The sequence below is a fragment of the Pseudomonas sp. OF001 genome (assembly GCF_904426495.1).
Taxonomy (GTDB): Bacteria; Pseudomonadota; Gammaproteobacteria; order Pseudomonadales; family Pseudomonadaceae; genus Geopseudomonas.
The window spans coordinates 235788-257209 of record NZ_CAJGBM010000023.1 but is presented as its reverse complement, the minus strand read 5'-3'; the positions used below and the strand labels follow the sequence as shown (position 1 = coordinate 257209).

Sequence of the window (21422 nt, the reverse complement as noted above, 5' to 3'; positions counted from 1 at the left end):
GCGTGCTGCCTGCCGGGCTGCGTCAGCCGGCATCGCCCGCCGCGGCCGGCCGCAGCGGCGGGAAGTCCTCGGGGGTGATGGTCTCGCGTTCGAGCAGCAGGCGGGCGCCTGCGTCCAGTTCGCTGCGCCTTTGCTGGAGAATCTCGCCGGCGCGGCGGTAGGCCTTGTCGATCAGCTGGCGGACCGCGAGATCGACCTCCCGCGCGGTCTGCTCGGAGTAGTCCTTCTCGCGCATGGCGATCACGCTGTCGCCGAGGAAGCTGTTGCTCTGGCGCTCCAGCACGGCCTGGCCGAGGTCCGGGCTCATGCCGAAGCGGGTGACGATCTGCCGGGCGATATCGGTGACCTTGGCCAGGTCGTCGGCGGCGCCGGTGGAGATCTCGCCGAACAGCAACTGCTCGGCGGCGCGGCCGGCGAGCAGCACCACCATGCGGTCCTTCAGTTCGTTGCAGGTGATCAGGAAACGGTCGTCGGTGGGCCGCTGCAGGGTATAGCCGAGTGCGCCGATCGAGCGCGGGATGATCGACACCTTGTGTACCGGGTCCATGCCGGGGAGGGCGCTGGCGACCAGGGCGTGGCCCATCTCGTGGTAGGCCACCACCTCGCGCTCGTGGGGCTGCAGCAGGCGGCCGCGGCGCTCGGCGCCGGCGACGATGCGCTCGACCGCGCGGGTGAAGTCGTCCATGCCGACCTTCTCGGCATTGCGGCGGGTGGCGAGGATGGCCGCCTCGTTGATCAGGTTGGCCAGGTCAGCGCCGGTGAAGCCAGGGGTGATGCCGGCGACCTGGTCGAGGTCGACGTCGGCGGCGACCTGGATGCGCTTGACGTGCACCCTGAGGATGGCCATCCGTCCCTTGCGGTCCGGGCGGTCGACCACGATCTGGCGGTCGAAGCGGCCGGCGCGCAGCAGTGCCGGGTCGAGGATCTCCGGGCGGTTGGTGGCGGCCAGCAGCACCACGCCCTCGCGCGGGTCGAAGCCGTCCAGCTCGGCGAGCAGCTGGTTGAGGGTCTGTTCCTTCTCGTCGTTACCGCCGAAGGCGCCGACGCCGCGTGCCTTGCCGAGGGCGTCCAGTTCGTCGATGAAGATGATGCAGGGCGCCGCCTTGCGCGCCTGCTCGAACAGGTCACGCACCCGCGCGGCGCCGACGCCGACGAACATCTCGACGAACTCGGAGCCGGAGATGGAGAAGAAGGGCACGCCGGCCTCGCCGGCCACTGCCTTGGCCACCAGGGTCTTGCCGGTGCCGGGCGGGCCGACCAGCAGGATGCCCTTGGGAATACGTGCGCCGAGGCGGCTGTATCTGGGCTGGTCCTTGAGGAAGGAGACGATCTCCTCCAGCTCGGCCTTGGCCTCGTCGATGCCGGCGACGTCGTCGAAGGTCACCCCGGTGTCGCGTTCGACGTACACCTTGGCCTTGGACTTGCCGACGCTGACCAGCCCGCCGAGCCCCTGCTTGTCGGTCAGGCGACGGAACAGGAAGCTCCAGAAGGCGAAGATCAGCACCAGCGGCAGCAGCCAGGACAGCAGGTTGGAGAGGGCGGTGTTTTCCCGGACCGCGCTGAACTTGGCCCCGGCCGCCGCCAGCTCCTCGGCCAGCGCCGGATCGACGCGGTTGGTCACGAAGCTGCTGCGATTGTTGATCGGCTCCAGCAGTTTGCCGCTGATCTGCTGGTTGTTGATGCTGAGTTCGCTCAGCTTGCCTTCCTTGAGCAGCTTGAGGAACTCGCTGTAGGCGATCGGCTCCACCGCCTGCCGCTCGGCCCACCAGCCCTGGAACATCAGCAGCATGCTGAAGGCCAGCAGGAAGTACCAGGCGTTCCATTGAAACTTCTTGTCCATGCCGCACCCCGCTCGACGCATATCGCCTGTGCAGGATAGACCCTGTGCCGCGCCGAAGGCTTGCGCGGCAGCAAGCCAGGGCACGGCACAGGGTCTCGGGAGGGTGATTTCATATTCGATGTTTAACATAATGAAATGTGGAGGAGTAAATCTATCCATCACTACGTGCAAAAAACACAGTAATCAGCGGAGTAGGGGGTAGCGTGGCGGGCGCCGGACACAGAAGGGGTGTCCGGCGCCTGAGCTGCCGGTGAGTCAGGCTGATGCCCTGCGCATGCTCACGGCGACCAACCGAGGGCGAAGGCGCCATCCTCCTGGACGTGCACGTGGCAACCGAGCTGGGCGCACTCGCGTCCGAGGGTGTCGTACAGCCAGCGGCGGTCGACGCCCTCGGCGCGCTCGATGCGCAGATGCTGCAGGCGCGTCGGTACCATCTCCAGCGCCTGCAGGCGGCCGTCGTCGTGCAGGCGGGCGAAGTACAGCAGACCCAGCTCGCCGCGGAAGGTGGCATGCCTTTCGATGCCCTCGTAATCGTTGAGGCGGTCGCCGCAGCCGTAGAGGATCAGCCGGCCGCGGTGCACCTCGATGCCCTTGATGTGGTGCGAGGAATGGCCGTGGATCAGGTCCGCGCCGGCCTGCTCGATCAGACCGTGGGCGAAGGCACGCTGCTCGGTGGAGATGGCGAAGTTCCAGTTGTCGCCCCAGTGCAGGGAGACCAGCACGCGGTCGCCGTCCTGCCGGGCCGCGCGGATCAGACCGGCCACGCGGGCCAGGCTGCGCGGCGACAGGTCGTCCAGGCGCGCCACGCCGGACTGGTGCGGACCGGCCGCCCACCAGGGGGGGATGCCGCTGTCCGGCAGGCCGAAGGCGAACACCAGCAGCCGTCGTCCGCCGGGCAATGCCAGCACGGCCGGAGTCTCGGCCGAGTTGCGATCGAGGCCGGCACCGGTGTGCGGCATGTCGTGGGCGGTGAGGGTTTCGAGGGTGTCGCGCAGCCCGGTTTCGCCCCAGTCCAGCACGTGGTTGTTGGCCAGGATGCAGCAGTTGATCCCGGCGGCACGCAGGAAGGGGAAGTTCTCCGGGGTCATGCGGTAGTTGATGCCCTTGGGTTCGGGGCGGCCGTGGCGGGTGACCGCGGTTTCCAGGTTGACCAGGCGGACCTGGGGCTGGCGACGCTGCAGCTCGGCCAGTGCATCGCCCCACACGTAGGCGAAGTCCACCGGGCGTTCGATGGGGCCGCAGTGCCGTTCGGCCAGCGCCACGTAGTCGCGGGCGTCATGCACGTAGTCCTCGTAGAGGCGCGGGTCGCCGGGGTGGGGGAGAATCTGGTCGATGCCGCGAGCCGGCATGACGTCGCCGAGAAGGAACAGGCTGAGCGAGGTGTCCGCGCTGGCCATGGGAACCTACCTTGCGGCGGTGAGTCCGCCGCACTACCGGTGAATGCGCTCCTTTCCTTTCATTTTTCGGCCTGCCCATTGCCGGCAGGACCGTCCCGTTCGGGGTGGGCGAAACTCTGGCGCAGCTCGCTCAGCTCACGCAGGCTGGCCTGTACCGCGCCGTTGACCGTGCCGGGCGGATACTGCCCCGCGGCGTCGGCCACGCCGGCCGGCAGGCCGGTGAGCAGCGCCATGGCCTGCTCGGCATGCTCCACCGCATGCACGTGGAAGCGTCCGGCGGCCACCGCCTCGACCACCTCGCGGCGCAGCATCAGGTGTTTGATGTTGCCCCGGGGGATGATCACTCCCTGGCTGCCGGAGAGGCCGCGGGCGGCGCACAGGTCGAAGAAGCCCTCGATCTTCTCGTTGACCCCGCCGATCACCTGCATGCGCCCGTGCTGGTCCACCGAGCCGGTGATCGCCAGGTCCTGGCGCAGCGGCAGGCCGGCCAGCGCCGACTGCAGCACGCACAGCTCGGCGGCCGAGGCGCTGTCGCCGTCCACGCCGCCGTAGGACTGCTCGAACACCAGGCTGGCGGCGAACGACAGCGGCATGCGCCCGCCGAAGCGGCTGGCCAGGTAGGCACAGAGGATCAGCACGCCCTTGGAATGCAGGGCGCCGCCCAGCTCCACCTCGCGCTCGATGTCGATCAGCTTGCCGTCGCCCAGGCGCGCCGTGGCACTGATCCGCGCCGGATGGCCGAAGGCATGGGCGCCGAGCTGCAACACCGCGAGGCCGTTGATCTGCGCCACGCAGCTGCCGTCGGTGTCGATGTGGCGCAGGTCGCGCAGCGCCGCCTCGAGCATGCGCTCGCGGATCTGGTCGGCGCGGTGCAGGCGCTCGCGCACCGCGCGCTCGACGTCCTCGTGGCGCACCTGCGGGCGCTGCTGCTCGCCGGCCCAGTAGTCGGCCTCGCGCATCAGGTCGAGCAGGTCCTGCAGGTGCAGCGACAGCTTCTCGCCGTCGGCGGCGTCGCGCGCCGCCTGCTCGATCAACCGCGCCAGCGCGGCGCGGTCGAACGGGCGCAGCTGCTCGCGACGCTGCAGGGTGGCGATCAGCTGGGCGTAAAGGCGGGTGTTCTCCGTGCTGCGCGGCAGATCCTCGGCGAAGTCGGCCTCGACCTTGAACAGCAGGGGAAACTCCGGATCGTACTGGGTCAGGAGGTAGTAGAGCAGGCGGTCGCCGATCAGCACCACCTTGACGTCCAGCGGGATCGGGTCGGGCTCCAGCGAGATGGTGCTGGCCAGGCTGAGGATCTGCTCCAGCGACTGGATGCGCAGCTCGCGGGCCTGCAGGGCGCGCTTGAGCGCCTCCCAGGCGAACGGCTGGGTCAGCAGCTTGCGCGCGTCGAGCAGCAGGTAGCCGCCGTTGGCGCGGTGCAGGGCGCCACCCTTGATCAGGGTGAAGTCGGTGTGCAGGGTGCCCATCTGCGCCTGGTGCTCGATGCGGCCGATCAGGTTCTGGTAGCTGGGGTAGTCCTCGTAGACCAGCGGCGCGCCCTGGCTGCCGCCGTTGTCCACCAGCACGTTGACGAAGTAGCGGTTGAACGGGGTCAGGCGCTGGCGGTCGAGCAGCTTCTCCGCCGGCGCCGAGCCGAAGATCTCCAGGCCCTTCTCGATGATGTCGCGCTTGACCTCGTCGAGGAACGCAGGCACCCCGGCCAGTTGGGCGTGGCGCGCCTCCAGGTCGATGAACTGGCGCTCCACCGTGGCGCGGGTGACCGCTTCGTTGAGCTGGTCGACCTCCTGCTCGTGCGTGCGGCTGGCGGCGGCGGCCTGCTGCAGGGCCTGGCGCAGCACGTGGCGGATGCGCTCGGTACGCTCCTCGATCTGCTGCTTCTCCTCGTCCGGCAGCTTGTCGAAGGCCTCGGCATCGAGTACCTCGCCCTCCTTGAGCGGCGCCAGGGTGAAACCGGCGGGCGTGCGCAGCAGGATGATGCCGGCGGCGCGCGCCTGGCTGTCGACGCTGCCGAACAGCTCTTCCTCGCGGGCCTTGAAGCGGTCCTTGAGGCCCTGCATGGCGTTGCGGTATTCGTCGCTGTCGAAGGCCGCCGGCAGGGCGGCCAGCAGGCTGCGCACCAGCGCCCGCATGTCCGCCTGCAGGCCGCAGCCGGCGCCGGCCGGCAGGCGCAGCACGCGCGGCTTGTGCGGGGTGCGGAAGTTGTTGATGTAGCACCAGTCGCTGGGCGGCTCGATCTGCGCCGCCTGCTGGCCGAGCAACTGACGGACGATGGCGTGCTTGCCCAGCCCGGGCGAGCCCATCACGTACAGGTTGTAGCCCTCGTGGTGGATGCCGACGCCGAAGTGCAGGGCACCCATCGCCCGCTCCTGGCCGAGGCTGGCCTGCAGGTCGGGCAGCTCGGCGCTGCTGTCGCACTCCAGGGCGTCAGGGTCGCAGGCGTGGTAGAGCTGCTGGGCAGTCAGTTCGTGGGCGCTGGGCAAGGTACGCCTCCATTGCCTTGTATGGCTCTCACTGAGCATCTGCCATCCATTAAAGAACATTGCTGTCGTTTCGCCGGATATGCCTGACCTGCGGGCACGACTGGGCCGGCGTCTGCGAGGGTGCGGCAATGCGGGGGGGAGGGCGGTTGCCCCGCCCGGCAGGGCGGGGCGGGCGGGGCGGTCAGTTGGTCTTGATGTTGATGGTCTTCTCGGCCTGCCTGGACTCGGGCTTCTTCGGCAGTTTCAGGGTCAGCACGCCCTTGGCGAAGTGTGCCTCGATCTTGTCGGCATCGACGCCCTCGGGCAGGCCGAAGGTGCGCTGGAAGGAGCCGTAGTGGCGTTCGGATAGGTAGTAGTCCTTCTTCTTCTCCTCGCGCTCGTCCTTCTTCTCGCCGGTGATGGTCAGGTTGCCGTTGCTCAGCTTGACCTGCACGTTCTTCTCGTCCATGCCCGGCAGCTCGGCGGTGATCTCGAAGGCGTCGTCCTTCTCGATGATGTCCACCGCCGGCATGCCGGCGAAGCTCAGCTCGCGGCGCCAGAACGGCTCGATCTCGAAGCCGCTGCGGGAGAACGGCAGGTGCCAGCCACGATCGAAGTCCTCGAACAGCCGGTCGACCTGACGGCGCAGGTTTTCCAGCGGCCGCATCGCCGTGGACAGCGGGCTCTGCCTGGCGGATTTCTCCTCGGTTTCCACCGCAACCTTCTTCTCGTTCTCAGCCATCGTGAAGTGCTCCTCTGTGGGTCCGATCGGGACTGAATCTGGATTCGGTCAGCGCCAGCGGACGCGCCTCGCGCATGTTCGAGGCGCTGGCCGGGGGGCGCCCGCGCAGGAGGGCCACCCCGGCTGGCGGCAGTGATACCAGTCTAGGTCATCCGGGAAATTTGCAAGTTTCCGACCGGGGTCAGGTGCTCCGGGCGGCGGGCGGTCTAGCCTTCAGGGAGACGGGGACGGGGGAGCCGCCGATGCAGGTGATTCCAAGCATTTGCACCTTCTGCGGGGTCGGCTGCGGCATCGGCCTGCGCGTCGAGCAGGGCCGGGTGGTCGGCGTCGAGCCGCAGCCCGGCCATCCGGTGAGCCAGGGCCAGCTGTGCAGCAAGGGCTGGTCGACCAGCTTCGCCATCGACGCGGCCGGGCGCCTGACCCGGCCGCTGATCCGCGAGGCCGATGGTTTCCGCCCGGCCAGCTGGGACGAGGCGCTGGGGCGGGTCGCCGGTGCCTTCCGCGACGCGCTGGCCGAAGGCGGCCCGCAGGCGGTCGGGGTGATCAGCTGTGCGCGGGCGACCAACGAGGATAACTACGCCGCGCAGAAATTCGCCCGCGCGGTGCTCGGCACCCACAACGTCGACCACTGTGCGCGCATCTGCCACAGCCCCTCGGTGGCCGGGCTGTCGCTGACTCTGGGCTCCGGGGCGATGACCGGCTGCATGACTGACGTCGACGCGGCCGACCTGATCCTGCTGATCGGCACTGACACCACGGAAAACCACGCCATGCTCGGCGCGCGCATCCTGCGCGCCCAGGCCCGCGGCGCGCGGCTGGTGGTGGTCGACCCGCGCAAGACGCGCCTGGCACGGCTGGCCGACCAGCACGTGCAGCTGCGTCTGGGCAGCAACATCGCCCTGCTCAACGGCCTGCTGCACATCATCTTCGCCAACGGCTGGGAGAACCGCGCCTTCCTTGACGAGCGCTGCGAGAACGTCGAGGTCCTGCGCCAGCATGTGGCCGCCCTGAGCCCGGCAGTGACCAGCGCGCAGACCGGCGTGCCGGTGGCCGAGCTGGAGCCGCTCGCCCACGCGGTGAGCCATGCCGGGGCCGCCTTCATCGCCTACGGCATGGGCATCACCCAGTTCCAGAGCGGCACGAACAATGTGGTGGCGGTTTCCAACCTGGCCCTGGTGTGCGGCCAGGTCGGCCGCCCCGGCGCCGGCATCTATCCGCTGCGCGGGCAGAATAACGTGCAGGGCGCCTGCGACATGGGCTGCCTGCCCAACGTCTACCCCGGTTACCAGAGCGCGGCCAGCGAGGACGTGCAGGCCAAGTTCGCCCGTGCCTGGGGCGTGCCGATGCCGGCGGCGCCGGGGCTGACCTCGCTGGGCATGACCCAGGCGGCGCTGGCCGGCGACTTCAAGGCGCTGATGATCATGGGCGAGGAGCCGGTGCTCACCGACCCGGACCAGCACCACGTCGAGCGCGCGCTGCGCGCGCTGGACTTCCTGGTGGTGGTCGAGCTGACCCTGACCGAGACGGCGAAACTGGCCGACGTGGTGCTGCCGGCGGCGTCCTTCGCCGAGAAGGACGGCACCTTCACCAACTGCGAGCGCCGCGTGCAGCGCATCCGCCGCGCCGTCGCGCCGCCCGGCGAGGCCTGGACCGACTGGCAGATCCTCGCCGCGCTGGCCGCGCGCATGGGCTACCTGGGCATGCTCTGGCCGGATGCCGAGGCGGTGTTCGCCGAGATGGCCGACCTGACGCCGAGCTTTGCCGCCATGAGCTACTCGGCGCTGGACGCCCACCACGGCCTGCACTGGCCGTGCGACTACGTGCATCCCCGGGGCTCGCCACGCCTGCATGCCGAGAGCTTCCCGCGCGGGCGCGGGCGGCTGTTGCCGGTGTCGCAGGTCGATCCGGACGAGACGCCGGATGCCGACTACCCGTTCTTCTTCACCACCCAGCGCCTGCACTTCCACTACGGCGGCGGTTCGATGACCCGCAAGTCGCCGCTGCTCGAGCGCGAGACCCCGGCCGGCCTGCTGTTCATCCACCCGCAGGACGCCGCCAACCTGCGCCTGCAGGATGGCCAGGGCGTGCGCCTGCGTTCGCGCCGCGGCAGCCTGGAAACGCGCGCCAGCCTCACCGACGACGTGCCACCGGGGACCCTGTCGATGCCGTACCACTTCCGCGAAGCGCCGTGCAACCTCCTTACCAACAGCGCCCAGGACCCGCAGAGCAAGATGCCCGAGCTGAAGGCCTGCGCCGTGGCCCTCGAGCCGCTGCCGCCGGGCGTGGCGCCACGCCTGGCGGCAGCGCTGGAGCAGGAGATCAGTGATGGCAGCATTTGAGCCCAGCTGTTACGAACTGGACAGCGTCGAACGCCTGCGCGCGCAGCTGGCCGGCGGCCGGGTGCTCTACGAGGTCCGCGAGGACGGCCAGGGCGGTCGCCACTGGCAGGCGGTGACGGCCGACGACCCCAGTCCCTTCGTGGCCGACCCCGAGCCGCCGCCGTTCTCGGCCAAGGCGTTCTTCTTCGCCGAGCGCGAGGCGGTGTTCCGCGTCGAGGGTGACCGCTTCGTCGCCTGCCTGCCCGAGGTGGCGGACCAGGTACTGTTCGGCCTGCACGCCTGCGACCTGGCGGCGGTGAGCTACCAGGACCAGTTCTTCGCCGCCGATCCCCACTACCGGCGGCGCCGCGCGGCGACCCTGCTGGTCGGCATCGACTGCCGGCACAGCTGCAGCCAGGGTTTCTGCACCCAGGTCGACAGCGGCCCGACCGTGCGCGCGGGCACCGCCGACCTGGTGCTGCTGCCGCAGGACGACGGCGGCTGGCGGCTGCTTAGCCTCTCGCCGGCCGGCGCGGCGGCGGTGGCCGGCCTCGGCCTGCCGCTCGCCAGCCTCGACTGGCAGGCCGAGCGCGCCGCCATCCACAGCCAGGTCGCCAGCGAGCAGGGTGACGCCCGCTGGCTGGAGGACGGCGTGGCGGCCATCAATGCCGGGCGGGTCAGCCAGGCGAGCTGGGACAGCCTGGGCCTGCGCTGCCTGGTCTGCTCCGGCTGCACCACGGTGTGCCCGACCTGCTCCTGCTTCGCCCCGCTGGAGCGCCCACTGCCGGGCGGCGCGCTGGTGCACGAGCGGGTGTGGGACTCCTGCCTGTACGAGGGCTTCCAGAAGGAGGCCAGCGGCCACAATCCCAGCGCCGCGCCGGGGCAGCGGGTGCAGCGCTTCTGGCAGCACAAGTTCGGCGAGGGCTTCCGCCAGCAGTTCGGCCGCTACGGCTGCGTCGGCTGCGGGCGCTGCGACCGGGTCTGCCCCGGCGGCATCGGCGTGCATGCGGTGATGGCGAAGGTGGGCAAGCCATGCTCGAACTGACCCCCAGACCGCTGCGCCTGCTCGGCAGCTACGCCGACGGCCGCGACGCCCGGCACTTCCGCCTGCGTCTGGAGCAGCCGCTGGAGAGCGACCGGGCGACGCTGCCCGGGCAGTTCTTCATGCTCGGCGTACCGGGGCAGGGCGAGGCGCCCTTCACCTACGTCAGCGCGCCGGATGCAGCCGGTGAGTTCAGCGCACTGATCCGCCGCAGCGGGCGGCTGACGGCGCGGCTGTTCGAGCTGGAGACGGGCGCGCTGCTCGGCTGTCGCGGCCCGTTCGGCCGCGGCTGGCCGGAACCGGACGGCTCCAAGTCGGTGCTGGTGGTGGCCGGCGGCTGCGGCCTGGCACCGTTGGCTGGCTGGATCGCCGCGGCCAGCGAGCGCCCGGAGCTGGCCCTGCGCGTTCTCTATGGCGCGCGCAGCGCCGAGCATCAGGTGCTCGGCCGCGAGCGGGCGCGCTGGCGGAGCATCCTGCCGCTGATCGAGACCCTCGACGAGGGCGGGCCGGAGGAACTGCGCGGCTCGCCGCTGGGGCAGCTGGATCGCCTGTGCGCCGAGACGCTGCCGCACAGCGTGCTGTGCTGCGGCCCGGAAGCCTTCATGCTGGCCATAGCCAAGGCCTGCGTGCGCCGCGGCGTGGCGGCGGAGCGCATCTGGCTGTCGGTGGAGCGGCGTATGCATTGCGCGGTGGGGCTGTGCGGCCACTGCTACATCGCCGACAGCTATGCCTGCGTCGACGGGCCGACCTACCGCTACGACCAGTACCGGGCGCTGCTGGCCCGGGGCAACCTGCGTGGCGTGCTCGGCGCGGCGGACGTCGGGCCCTGCTGAGGGGCCTGCCGCTGGGGGCAGCGGCAGGCGGTCGAGGTCACATCCCCAGGTCGTCCATCACCGCCGGCAGGCTCGGCGAGGTGATGTCGTTGAAGGCCTCCAGCGCCTCGCGCCAGTCTTCCGGGGCATCGCGCACGCTGCCGCCGTGCAGGGTCAGGCGATGGAGGATGTCGGACATGGCGATCATGCCATGCAGCTCGCCATCGGCGCCCACCACCGGCAGGCGACGCACCTTCTTCGCCGCCATCATGTGCAGAGCCTCGTGCACATCGGTGTCGTCGTGGCAGGTGTACAGGTCGTGGCGGCCGGCCAGCTCGCCGGCCTTGAGTTCCCACAGGGGCTTGTGCCGCTCGGCGGCCAGCAGGGCGATGTCGCGATCGGTGACTATGCCGATCGCATGGTTGCTCTGGTCGACCACGGCGATCGCCCCGCAGTCGCACCTGGCCATCATTTCTGCCGCCTGCTCCAGGCTGTCGCCGGGGTGGCAGCACTGCACCGGCTTATGCATCACGTCGCTGACGTTCATGATCCCGCTCCACAGAGACGGCCGCGCTCCGCTTCCCGTGCCGCACCGACCGCATGGACCGACGGCTCATCCTCCGGATGAGCATGGATACAGCAAGACATTAGACGCCCGCCTGCCCGGCGGGGCAACGACCGTCAGGCAGCTCGCCGGTCGGTTGCCTGCGCAGGACTAGACTGGAGTGACAGATCCTGGGAGGTGCACCATGAGCGACATACGCAAGGTTCCGCAGCGCAGTCTGCGGCTCGACCTGAAGGATGGGGTGCTGCATGGCGAGCTGGCCGTTCCGGAGGACGCCGAGGGGCTGGTGGTGTTCGCCCACGGCAGCGGCAGCAGCCGCTTCAGTCCGCGCAACCAGCAGGTGGCGCGCTTCTTCAACGACCTCGGCCTCGGCACCCTGCTGCTCGACCTGCTCACCGAGGACGAGCAGGACATCGACGAGGCTACCCGCGAGTTCCGCTTCGACATCCCGCTGCTGGCCCGCCGGCTGGTCACCGTGGTCGACTGGCTGCACGGGGACGAGCGCCTGCAGGAGCTGGTGGTGGGCCTGTTCGGCGCCAGCACCGGCGCCGCCGCGGCGCTGATCTGCGCCGCGCAGCGTCACGAGCTGGTGGCGGCGGTGGTCTCCCGCGGCGGGCGTACCGACCTGGCTGGGGATGCGCTGGAGCATGTGCGCGCCCCCAGCCTGCTGATCGTGGGCGGCGAGGACGGCGTGGTGCTCGCCCTCAACCGCGAGAGCCTGATGCGCCTCGCGGGGATCAAGCGGCTGGAGGTGGTGCCCGGGGCGACCCATCTGTTCGAGGAGCCCGGCAAGCTGCTCAAGGTGGCGGAACTGGCTGGCGAGTGGTTCCTGCGCTATCTGCGGCGCATCTGACGGCTGCGGTGCTGCCGCTGGTCCGGGGCCAGGCCGCTCGGGATCGGCACGGCACCGGCCCGCACGCGGCGGGTCGGGCGGCAGGACTCAGTCGCGCGCCAGCACGTAGCTGCCGGGTGCCGCTTCCAGCGGCGGGTAGTCGGCCGAGCCGAGGCTGGCCGCCGGCTTGCCGCGCTTGCCGGCGTGCTGGCCCAGCCAGTTGGTCCAGTCGACCCACCAGCTGCCTGGCTGCTCGGTGGCGCTTTCCAGCCACTGTTCGGGATCGGTCGCCGGCGCTTCGCTGGTCCAGTAGCTGCGCTTGTTCTTCGCCGGCGGGTTGATGATGCCGGCGATGTGCCCGGAGGCGCCGAGCACGAAGCGGGTCGGGCCCTTGAGCAGGCGGGTGCTGGCGAAGGCGCCGCGCCACGGCACGATGTGGTCCTCGCGGGCGCCGACCAGGTAGGTCGGCATGTCCAGCTGGCCGAGGTCTAGGGTTTCGCCGCAGACCTGCAGGCTGCCGCTCTTCAGTTCGTTCTGCAGGTAGGTATGGCGCAGGTACCAGCAGTACATGGCGCCGGGCAGGTGGGTGTGGTCGTTGTTCCAGTACAAGAGGTCCAGCGAGCGCGGCTTCTGGCCCTTGAGGTACTTCTCTACGCCGTAGTTCCACCACAGCTCGTTGGGACGCAGCAGGGAGAAGGTGTTGCCCATGTCCTCGCCGCGGAACAGGCCGAACTTGCCGCCCTCGCCGCCGATGGTGCGCTCGCGGTAACGGACGATCTCCTCGTCGACGAACACGTTGAGGATGCCGGTGTCCTCGAAGTCGAGGAGGGTGACCAGCAGGGTCAGGCTGGCGGCGGGCTTGATGCCGCGGGCGGCGAGCACGCCGAGGCCGCAGGCCAGCAGGGTGCCGCCGACGCAGTAGCCTAGCAGGTTGAGCTGCTGCTCGCCGCTGATCGCCTGGGTGACCCTGATCGCCTCGATGATGCCCTGCTCGACGTAGTCGTCCCAGGTGGTGGCGGCCAGGCTCTGGTCGACGTTGCGCCAGGACATCAGGTACACCGGATGGCCCTGCTCCAGCGCATAGCGCACCAGCGAACTCTCCGGCTGCATGTCGAGGATGTAGAACTTGTTGATCGCCGGCGGCACCAGCAGCAGCGGGCGCCGGTACTGGGTGTCGCTCTGCGGCCTGTACTGGATCAGCTGGAACAGCGGGTTCTGGTAGACCACCTGGCCGGGGGTGTTGGCCAGGTTGACGCCGACCTCGAAGGCCGCGCTGTCGCACTGGCGCAGCTTGCCTTCCTTGAGGTCGCTGGCCAGGTGCAGCAGGCCGCTGAACAGGCTGGCCCCGCCGGTCTGCACGGCGCGTTCGAGCGCTTCGGGGTTGCTGCCCAGGCAGTTGCTCGGTGCGCCGGCGGCGACCAGTTGCTCGGCCAGGAACACCAGGCGCTTGCGCAGCTTGGCCGAGTCGATCGGCAGCAGGTCGATCAGGCGCATCAGAAAGCGCGAGTTGAGCAGGTAGAGCGCGGCCAGCGAACCGAACAGCGGCTGGCTCCAGGCGTTGCCGGCAAAGCGCGAGTCGCTGAAGGCGAAGGGCTGCTGGGTCAGCATCTGCATGCCGAGCCTGGCCCATTCGCCGTTGTATTCGCTCTGCAGGGCGTCGAGCGCCGCTGCGTCGACCTCGAACCAGGCGTCGGTGTCCTGGCTCTGGAACCAGAGGCTCTGGCGGACCCAGAAGCGCAGGGGCTCCAGGGCGGCACGGGCGACGAAAGGCAGGTTGGCCGAGAAGAAGGCCGAGAAGGGCGGTACGTTGTTGTTCATTGTTTACCCGGTGTTCTGCAAGTAAGGCAGCCCTGCCGCAGTGACGGGACCGCGTGCTGGGCGTGGCTGGGCAGCGAGGTCATGCAGCTTCGCTTGTCGGGCAGGCAATCTACGGAGCTGTGCGCGCGCCTGCTTCGCATCCGGCGACAGGCGTTTCTCAATGCATGACAGTCATCCGTGCGGTAGCGGATGGAGAGCGTTGCCTGACACGCAGGGAGAAGTGCCCGGGCCGGTGCGAGGGCAGCGAGGTGGCAGGCGAGGGCAGACGGGCGAAGGGCGCCGAAGGGAACGGCAGGATCGGGCGGAATTGCCCGGCCCGCGCAGGGCGGACCGGGCAACGGGCGGGTCAGTCGCGTTGCAGGACGTACTGGCCGGGCGCCGCTTCCAGCGGCGGGTAGTCGGCCGAGCCGAGGCTGGCTACGGCCGGACCGCTTTCGCCGGCGTACTGGCTCAGCCAGCTGTTCCAGTCGCCCCACCAGCTGCCGGGATGCTCCTCGGCGCTGCTCAGCCAGGCGTCCGGATCGATCGGCAGCGTATCGCTGGTCCAGTAGCTGCGCTTCTTCTTCGCCGGCGGGTTGATGATGCCGGCGATGTGCCCGGAGGCGCCGAGCACGAAGCGGGTCGGGCCTTTGAGCAGGCGGGTGCTGGCGAAGGCGCCGCGCCACGGCACGATGTGGTCCTCGCGGGTGCCGACCAGGTAGGTGGGCATGTCCAGGCTGGACAGGTCGAGGGTCTCGCCGCAGACCTGCAGCCGGCCGCTCCTGATGTCGTTCTGCAGGTAGGCGTGGCGCAGGTACCAGCAGTACATCGGGCCGGGCAGGTGGGTGTGGTCGTTGTTCCAGTACAGGAGGTCCAGCGAGCGCGGCTTCTGGCCCTTGAGGTACTTCTCGACGCCGTAGTTCCACCACAGCTCGTTGGGACGCAGCAGGGAGAAGGTGTTGCCCATGTCCTCGCCGCGGAACAGGCCGAAGCTGCCGCCCTCGCCGCCGATGGTGCGCTCGCGGTAGCGGACGATCTCCTCGTCGACGAACACGTCGAGCACCCCGGCGTCCTCGAAGTCGAGGAGGGTGACCAGCAGGGTCAGGCTGGCCGCCGGCTTCTGCCCGCGCGCGGTGAGCACGCCGAGGCCGCAGGCCAGCAGGGTGCCGCCGACGCAGTAGCCGAGCAGGTTCAGCTGCTGCTGGCCGCTGATCGCCTGGGTGACGCGGATCGCCTCGATGATGCCCTGCTCGACGTAGTCGTCCCAGGTGGCGGTGGCGATGCTCTCGTCGGCGTTGCGCCAGGACACCAGGAACACCGGGTGGCCCTGCTCGAGGGCGTGACGGACGAACGAGCTTTCCGCCTGCAGGTCGAGGATGTAGTACTTGTTGATCGCCGGCGGCACCACCAGCAGCGGCCGCTGGTACTGGCTCTCGCTCTGCGGCGCGTACTGGATCAGCTGGAAGAACGGATTCTGGTAGACCACCTGGCCGGGGGTGGTGGCCAGGTTGCCGCCGACCGTGAAGGCGCCGCTGTCGCACTGGCGCAGCTTGCCTTCCTTCATGTCGCTGGCCAGGTGCAGCATGCCGCTGAACAGGCTCGCGCCCTGGGTCTGCACCATGCGCTCCAGCGCTTCGGGGTTGCTGTTGAGGTAGTTGCTCGGTGCCCCGGCGGCGATCAGCTGCTCGACCAGGAAGGTCAGGCGTTGGCGCATCTTGCCGGACTCGATGGGCAGCTCGTCGAGCAGGCGCATCAGGAAACGCGAATTGAGCAGGTAGAGCGCCGCCAGCGAGCCGAACAGCGGCTGGCTCCAGGCGCTGCCGGCGAAGCGCGGGTCGCTGAAGGCGAACGGCTGGTGGGTCAGCATCTGCATGCCGAGCTGCGCCCACTCGCCGCCGTACTCCGCCTGCAGGCGGTCAAGGATGGCACTGTCGACCTGGAACCAGGTGTCGGTGTTCTTGCCCTGGAACCACGGGTTGTGGCGCACCCAGATGCGCAGCTGCTCAAGGGCTGCACGGGCGACGAAGGGCATGTTGGCCGAGAAGAAGGCCGTGAAGGGCGGGGAGTTATCCATCTCTTGTATCCGCTGATCTGGTGGCTGCTGTATCCGACAGGCGACGCGGCCACCCCTCATGGGTGGCCGCGTTCAGACCATATCAGCGTTCGACTGCCAGGGCCACGCCCTGACCACCGCCGATGCACAGGGTCGCCAGGCCCTTGCTCAGGTTGCTGCGCTGCAGTTCGTGCAGCAGGGTGACCAGGATGCGGCAGCCGGAGGCGCCGATCGGGTGGCCGAGGGCGATGGCGCCGCCGTTGACGTTGACCTTGCCGGTGTCCCAACCCAGTTCCTTGTTGACGCTCAGCGCCTGCACGGCGAAGGCCTCGTTGGCCTCGACGCGGTCCAGGTCGTCCAGGCTCCAGCCGGCCTTCTCCAGGCACAGGCGGGTGGCCGACACCGGGCCGATGCCCATGATCGCCGGGTCGACACCGGAGCTGGCGTAGGCCTTGACCCTGGCCAGCACCGGCAGGCCCAGTTCGGCGGCCTTCTTCGCGCTGGCCAGCAGCACCACGGCGGCGCCGTCGTTGATGCTGGAGGCGTTGCCGGCGGTGACGCTGCCGTCCTTGCTGAACGCCGGCTTGAGCTTGGCCAGGCTGTCGTAGGTGGTCTCGCCGCGCGGCTGCTCGTCGGTGGCGAACACCAGCGGGTCGCCCTTGCGCTGCGGGATCAGGATCGGGGTGATCTCGTCCTTGAAGGTGCCGGCCTCGATGGCGGCGACGGCCTTCTGCTGGGAGGCGGCGGCGAAGGCGTCCTGCTCCTCGCGGCTGATCTCGAAGCGCCTGGCCAGGTTCTCGGCGGTGATGCCCATGTGGTAGTCGTTGAAGGCATCCCACAGGCCGTCCTGGATCATGCTGTCCTGCAGCTGGGCGTGGCCCATGCGCAGGCCGGTGCGCGCCTTGGGCAGCACGTAGGGCGACAGGCTCATGTTCTCCTGGCCGCCGGCGATGATCAGCTCGGCATCGCCGCAGCGGATGGCCTGCACGGCCAGCTGCACGGCCTTGAGGCCCGAGCCGCACACCTTGTTGAGGGTGAGTGCCGGAACCTCGTGGGGCAGGCCGGCCTTGATCGCGGCCTGGCGGGCAGGGTTCTGGCCGGAGCCGGCGGTGAGCACCTGGCCGAGGATGACCTCGTCGATGTCCTGCGGCTGGACGCCGCTCAGTTCGAGCACCTGACGGATGACCGCGGCACCCAGCTCCGGGGCGGGAATGCTGCTCAGGGCGCCCTGGAAGGAGCCGATGGCGGTACGGGTGGCGGCGACAATGACAACATCGTTCATGGGTGAACCTCTGCTGCAGAAAACGGGGAGGAGGGCGCCTGCCCGCGGCGAGCTGCGGGCAGGCGCAAAGGGTCGGCCGGGCCGACTCAGGCCATGTTCAGGCCGCCGTTGACCGAGAAGTCGGCGCCGGTGGCATAGGCGCCTTCCTCGGAGGCCAGCCAGGACACCATGGAGGCGATTTCCTCCGGCTGGCCCATGCGGCCCACCGGGATGCCGGAAATGATCTTCTCCAGGACGTCCTCGCGGATCGCCGCGGTCATCTCGGTGCGGATGTAGCCGGGGGAGATGGTGTTGACGGTGATGCCCTTGCTGGCCACTTCGCGGGCCAGCGCCATGCTGAAGCCGTGGATGCCGGCCTTGGCCGCCGAGTAGTTGGTCTGGCCGAACTGGCCGCGCTGGCCGTTGACCGAGGAAATGTTGATGATGCGACCCCAGCCACGTTCGAGCATCGGGTCGATGACCTGCTTGGTGGTGTTGAACAGGCCGTTGAGGTTGGTGGAGATGACCGCGCTCCAGTCCTGCGGGGTCATCTTCCTGAAGGTGGTGTCGCGGGTGATGCCGGCGTTGTTCACCAGCACGTCGATCTGGCCGATTTCCGCGCGGACTTCGGCGAAGGCCCGGGCGACGTCGTCCCAGTCGGTGATGTCGCAGGCCATGCTGTGGAACTCGAAGCCTTCCTGGCGCTGCTGCTCCAGCCAGGCGTCCTTGCGGGTGGACTGGGCGCTGCAGCCGACCACGACGATGAAGCCGTCGCGGTGCAGGCGCCGGCTGATCGCCGTGCCGATGCCACCCATGCCGCCAGTTACCAGTGCAATGCGCTTGTTGTTGTTGGTCATGTTGCAGTCACTCCATTCGATAAATGATGGTGAAGCGGAACAACACATGCCGGAGGTCGGGCCCCGCGGGCCCCGGTCGACTGTCCGGCAGACGGGCCTGTTCTGTGCCTGCCCGATGTACCTACCTTGCTAGCGAAAGATTGCGTTTTCTTGACGAGAATTTCCGTGGCTCTCGCGGGCGTCTGGCTGGGCCTCCTGCTGCTTTGCACAATGATTGCTGTGGGTTTTCGTCGAATCGACACGGATGCGACATGTGGATGTCATTGATCTGTGTCATGTGTAGCTGTCTGTGCTTGATTTTTCGGGCGGTACGCTCCTTCGGCTGGAGGTGTGACAGTTCGAAATTTTTTTGTGCAGCGCACAAAAAGTGCTTGCGCAATGCATGCCGATCGCCAAGAATGAAATTGCAGGTCGCGTGCAGCAGTGGCACTCGCCGGCACAGGTTTTCAGCCATTCTCATCCTCGGGAGACTTCATCCATGTCCTTCTTCGATTCTGAAAAACTGCAGGCTGCCCAGAAATCCAACCTCGAGCTGCTGCAGCAAATGAACACCAAGTTCCTCAAGGGCCTCGAACAGCTCGGCCACCTGCAGATCGCCACCCTGCGTTCGGTCAGCGAGGAAACCTTCGAGAACGCAAGCAAACTGCTTGCCGCTCGTGATCCGCAGAGCTTCACTGCGGTCATCGGTTCCCTGGCCCATCCGGCCAACCAGGCCGAGCGCGTGATGGAGTTCAACCGCCAGGTATACGACCTGATCTCCAGCACCCAGGCCGACATCGCCAAGCTCGGCGAGCGTCAGGCTGCCCGCAACGCGCAGCAGGTGCAGGAACTGGTAGACGAAATTGCAAAGAACGCGCCAGCCGGCTCCGAGTCTGCCGTGGCCGTGCTCAAGTCCGCCGTCGAGACCGCCGGCAACGTGCTGGAAAGCGCGCAGAAGACCGCCAAGCAGGCCGCTGAAATCGCCGAGAACGGCATCGCTGCCGCCGCTTCGGCCGCTGGCCAGGCTACCCGCGAGGCCACCAAGGCCGCCGGCGGCGCGCGCAAGTAAGGCTGTCCGGGGAGAGAGGGCTCGTCGAGCCGGAGGCGGAGCAGGGCGGTCATGGATCGTCTTGCTCCGCCTTTCCTGTCATGCCGATGACCGAGGTCGTGGCTCAGGCGGCACTCTGTAACTCCCAACGATCAGATGTGCAAAGGCTCGCAGATAGCGGGCCTTTGCACAATGGTGGTGCGGGATGCCTCACGGCGGCTCAGCGCGGCGGCTCAGCTGGCGTCGCCATCCTTGTCCTTCTTGCCATCCTTGTCGCTGCGGCTGGCGGTACCCGGGAAACCCGGGAACATGCCGAACAGGTTCTGCGTGCTCAGGTACAGCTGCTTGGATTGCTCGACGTACTGGCCCATCAGGTCCTGCATGACCGGCAGCTGGCTGCGCATGAAGTCGCTCCAGGCCTGGGAGGACTGCTGGCCGGTCTTGGCCTGCACGTCGATCACCGCCTGGATGCTTTTCTCCAGATAGTTGCCGAGCATGCCCTGGAACGGGCCGTAGAAGCGGATGATCCCCTTGAGCATCTCGCTGGAGAAGATCGGCTCGCCGCCGCTTTCCGCTTCCTGGATGATCTGCAGCAGGATGCTGCGGGTCAGGTCTTCGCCGGTCTTGGCGTCGACCACCTGGAAAGGTTCCTCCTGGATGACCAGCTGACGTATATCCTGCAGCGTTATGTGCGTGCTGGTCTGCGTATCGTAAAGACGACGGTTGGCGTATTTCTTGATCAGGCGGACATGCTTCCGATCAGTCATGCTGCGGACTCTCGCGGACGATATTGTGCCGACCATGTTAACTCAAAGCGCGGCGGGCTGGCCGTTCAATGCTGTGCCACCGAGAGTGCCGCGAACGCGCAGCAGACGTGTTCCGTCTGGTCGGCAGCATCGACGGCGGACTGGAATCGTCAGCGACTGACCCAGCACGGCAGGTGGCGGGTCGCGGGTGCGGACGAGAATGACGATTCGGGCGGAAGGGTGCGTTTCAAGGATATGCAATATCCGATAACGACCAGACCCGGAAATTGCATATAATGTGTTTCAGCGCCCGGCAAGGTCACTTCGCGCGCCCTTGCCGATTCAACCAGATCCTTCCGACACCGGAAAGCTCGCCATGCCCACGACGCCGTTGCCCCTGTTCGAAACCTACAGCCGTTTCCTTGAGCTGAACTTCCTGCAGATCAGCGAGGAACTCCCGGTCGTCCGCGAATACCTCGCCAGCTTTCCTGCCGAGCTGCAGGCCATCGACGGCTATCTCGCGGTCCGCGGCTTTCTCAAGTCCTACGCCGGCAACGAGCCCACTTTCAATTCCTACCGCACTCATGTCGAGCGGCTCTTGCTCTGGGCGCTGCTGGTCGCCCGCAAGCCGCTGCTCGAGTTGCGTCGCCGGGATGCCGAGGCCTTCATGGAGTTCTGCCTGCGGCCGCCCAGGGACTGGATCGGGCCGATGGTCCGCTCCCGCTTCGTGCGCATCGGCGGCCGCAAGAAGCTCGAGTCCGACAGCTATGTGGTCAACGAGGACTGGCGCCCGTTCAGCATCACCGTGCCCAAGCGCAACCGCTCGCTGGACGGATCCGCCGCGCCGGGCAGCGACAGCCGACCCTACCGGATGTCCCAGGGCTCGGTGGCCCAGGTCTTCGCCGTGTGCGGCAGCTTCTTCCAGCACGCCACCGACGAGGGACTGACCGAGGTCAACCCGTTCCGGGCTGTCAAGCAGAAATCGGTCTACAAGCAGCGCAACACCCTGGATGTCTCGGGACGCTCGCTCACCCAGTTGCAATGGAGCTACGTCATCGAGACCGCCGAGAAAATGGCCGACGAGGACGAGGTCCACGAACGCACGCTGTTCATCCTGGCCACGCTGTTCGCCATGTACCTGCGGGTATCCGACCTGGTCGGGCGCGACAACTGGGAGCCGACCATGGGCGATTTCCGCCGCGATACCACCGGCAACTGGTGGTTCCACGTGGTCGGCAAAGGCAACAAGGCGGCGAAGATCAGCGTGCGCGACGACTATATCCAGACCTACCTGACCCGCTACCGCCGGCACCTGGGCCTGCCTGCCCTGCCCTCGCCCCACGAGACGCATCCCCTGCTCTCCACGCTCAAGGGGCGCGCTGGCCTTTCCGACCGTCACCTGCGCCTGCTGCTGCAGCAGGTCTTCGACCGCGCGCTGGAGCGGATGGTCGAGGAAGGCTGGAGCAACGACGAGGTCGACCACCTGCGCTCGGCCTCGCTGCACTGGCTGCGGCATACCTCTGCCACCTTCGACGCCCCCCACCGGGACATGAAGGACCTGCAGGCCGACCTGCGTCACAACAGCCTGAGCACCACGCAGAACACCTACTACAACTCGCTGGATGAACAGCGGGCACATTCGGTGAAGCATCTGCGGATCAAGGAGTAGCGACC

16 protein-coding genes are annotated in these 21422 nt (G+C 68.3%); 6 read left to right on the top strand and 10 right to left on the bottom strand.

The window, feature by feature from the left end:
* Nucleotides 1-22: 22 nt before the first annotated feature.
* The 4 genes from ftsH to RA210_RS14460 all read right to left on the bottom strand — a co-directional run bounded on the left by ftsH (nt 23) and on the right by RA210_RS14460 (nt 6438).
* Complete coding sequence (ftsH, locus tag RA210_RS14475) at nt 23-1840, bottom strand: ATP-dependent zinc metalloprotease FtsH (protein ID WP_136488371.1); 1818 nt, start codon at nt 1838-1840, stop codon at nt 23-25.
* A gap of 278 nt (nt 1841-2118) precedes the next feature.
* On the bottom strand, nt 2119-3237 hold the full coding sequence (locus tag RA210_RS14470; RefSeq protein ID WP_201486979.1) for a CapA family protein: 1119 nt from the start codon (nt 3235-3237) through the stop codon (nt 2119-2121).
* 59 nt (nt 3238-3296) lie between these two features.
* On the bottom strand, nt 3297-5717 hold the full coding sequence (locus tag RA210_RS14465) for a Lon protease family protein (RefSeq protein WP_201486978.1): 2421 nt from the start codon (nt 5715-5717) through the stop codon (nt 3297-3299).
* Between the two features lie 181 nt (nt 5718-5898).
* Nucleotides 5899-6438: an Hsp20/alpha crystallin family protein gene (locus RA210_RS14460; RefSeq protein ID WP_201486977.1), complete on the bottom strand. Its 540-nt coding sequence runs from the start codon at nt 6436-6438 to the stop codon at nt 5899-5901.
* Between the two features lie 242 nt (nt 6439-6680).
* Between RA210_RS14460 and fdhF the strand changes: the two genes are divergently transcribed.
* From fdhF to RA210_RS14445, 3 genes are read left to right on the top strand one after another with little or no spacing between them, the layout of a single operon-like run.
* On the top strand, nt 6681-8777 hold the full coding sequence (fdhF, locus tag RA210_RS14455; RefSeq protein WP_201486976.1) for a formate dehydrogenase subunit alpha: 2097 nt from the start codon (nt 6681-6683) through the stop codon (nt 8775-8777).
* Nucleotides 8764-9801 carry a 4Fe-4S dicluster domain-containing protein gene (locus RA210_RS14450; RefSeq protein WP_136488377.1) on the top strand — a complete coding sequence of 346 codons (1038 nt, stop codon included), beginning with the start codon at nt 8764-8766 and terminating at the stop codon, nt 9799-9801. The genes fdhF and RA210_RS14450 overlap by 14 nt, the downstream gene beginning before the upstream one ends.
* The gene (locus RA210_RS14445; RefSeq protein ID WP_136488378.1) at nt 9789-10631 is read left to right on the top strand and encodes an FAD/NAD(P)-binding protein; all 843 of its coding nucleotides are present in this window, start codon (nt 9789-9791) and stop codon (nt 10629-10631) included. The genes RA210_RS14450 and RA210_RS14445 overlap by 13 nt, the downstream gene beginning before the upstream one ends.
* Before the next feature lie 37 nt (nt 10632-10668).
* On the opposite strand, the gene RA210_RS14440 is transcribed toward RA210_RS14445, so the two are convergent.
* The gene (locus RA210_RS14440) at nt 10669-11157 is read right to left on the bottom strand and encodes a CBS domain-containing protein (RefSeq protein WP_201486975.1); all 489 of its coding nucleotides are present in this window, start codon (nt 11155-11157) and stop codon (nt 10669-10671) included.
* Between the two features lie 202 nt (nt 11158-11359).
* On the opposite strand from RA210_RS14440, the gene RA210_RS14435 reads away from it, so the two are divergent.
* Nucleotides 11360-12028: a dienelactone hydrolase family protein gene (locus RA210_RS14435; protein WP_201486974.1), complete on the top strand. Its 669-nt coding sequence runs from the start codon at nt 11360-11362 to the stop codon at nt 12026-12028.
* Between the two features lie 87 nt (nt 12029-12115).
* On the opposite strand, the gene phaC (RA210_RS14430) is transcribed toward RA210_RS14435, so the two are convergent.
* From phaC (RA210_RS14430) to RA210_RS14415, 4 genes are all read right to left on the bottom strand, one after another.
* Complete coding sequence (gene phaC / locus RA210_RS14430; protein WP_201486973.1) at nt 12116-13825, bottom strand: class I poly(R)-hydroxyalkanoic acid synthase; 1710 nt, start codon at nt 13823-13825, stop codon at nt 12116-12118.
* Nucleotides 13826-14171: 346 nt separating this feature from the next.
* Nucleotides 14172-15878 carry a class I poly(R)-hydroxyalkanoic acid synthase gene (gene phaC, locus RA210_RS14425; protein ID WP_201486972.1) on the bottom strand — a complete coding sequence of 569 codons (1707 nt, stop codon included), beginning with the start codon at nt 15876-15878 and terminating at the stop codon, nt 14172-14174.
* Nucleotides 15879-15960: 82 nt separating this feature from the next.
* Complete coding sequence (locus tag RA210_RS14420) at nt 15961-17139, bottom strand: acetyl-CoA C-acetyltransferase (protein WP_201486971.1); 1179 nt, start codon at nt 17137-17139, stop codon at nt 15961-15963.
* An 86-nt stretch (nt 17140-17225) separates the two neighbouring features.
* Nucleotides 17226-17975 carry a beta-ketoacyl-ACP reductase gene (locus RA210_RS14415; RefSeq protein WP_136488384.1) on the bottom strand — a complete coding sequence of 250 codons (750 nt, stop codon included), beginning with the start codon at nt 17973-17975 and terminating at the stop codon, nt 17226-17228.
* A 478-nt stretch (nt 17976-18453) separates the two neighbouring features.
* On the opposite strand from RA210_RS14415, the gene phaP reads away from it, so the two are divergent.
* Nucleotides 18454-19023 carry a TIGR01841 family phasin gene (gene phaP, locus RA210_RS14410; protein WP_201486970.1) on the top strand — a complete coding sequence of 190 codons (570 nt, stop codon included), beginning with the start codon at nt 18454-18456 and terminating at the stop codon, nt 19021-19023.
* Nucleotides 19024-19235: 212 nt separating this feature from the next.
* On the opposite strand, the gene phaR is transcribed toward phaP, so the two are convergent.
* Nucleotides 19236-19769 (bottom strand): polyhydroxyalkanoate synthesis repressor PhaR, encoded by a 534-nt coding sequence (phaR, locus tag RA210_RS14405; protein WP_136488385.1) that lies wholly within the window; start codon nt 19767-19769, stop codon nt 19236-19238.
* A gap of 355 nt (nt 19770-20124) precedes the next feature.
* On the opposite strand from phaR, the gene RA210_RS14400 reads away from it, so the two are divergent.
* Complete coding sequence (locus RA210_RS14400) at nt 20125-21417, top strand: tyrosine-type recombinase/integrase (protein ID WP_201486969.1); 1293 nt, start codon at nt 20125-20127, stop codon at nt 21415-21417.
* Nucleotides 21418-21422: the final 5 nt, after the last annotated feature.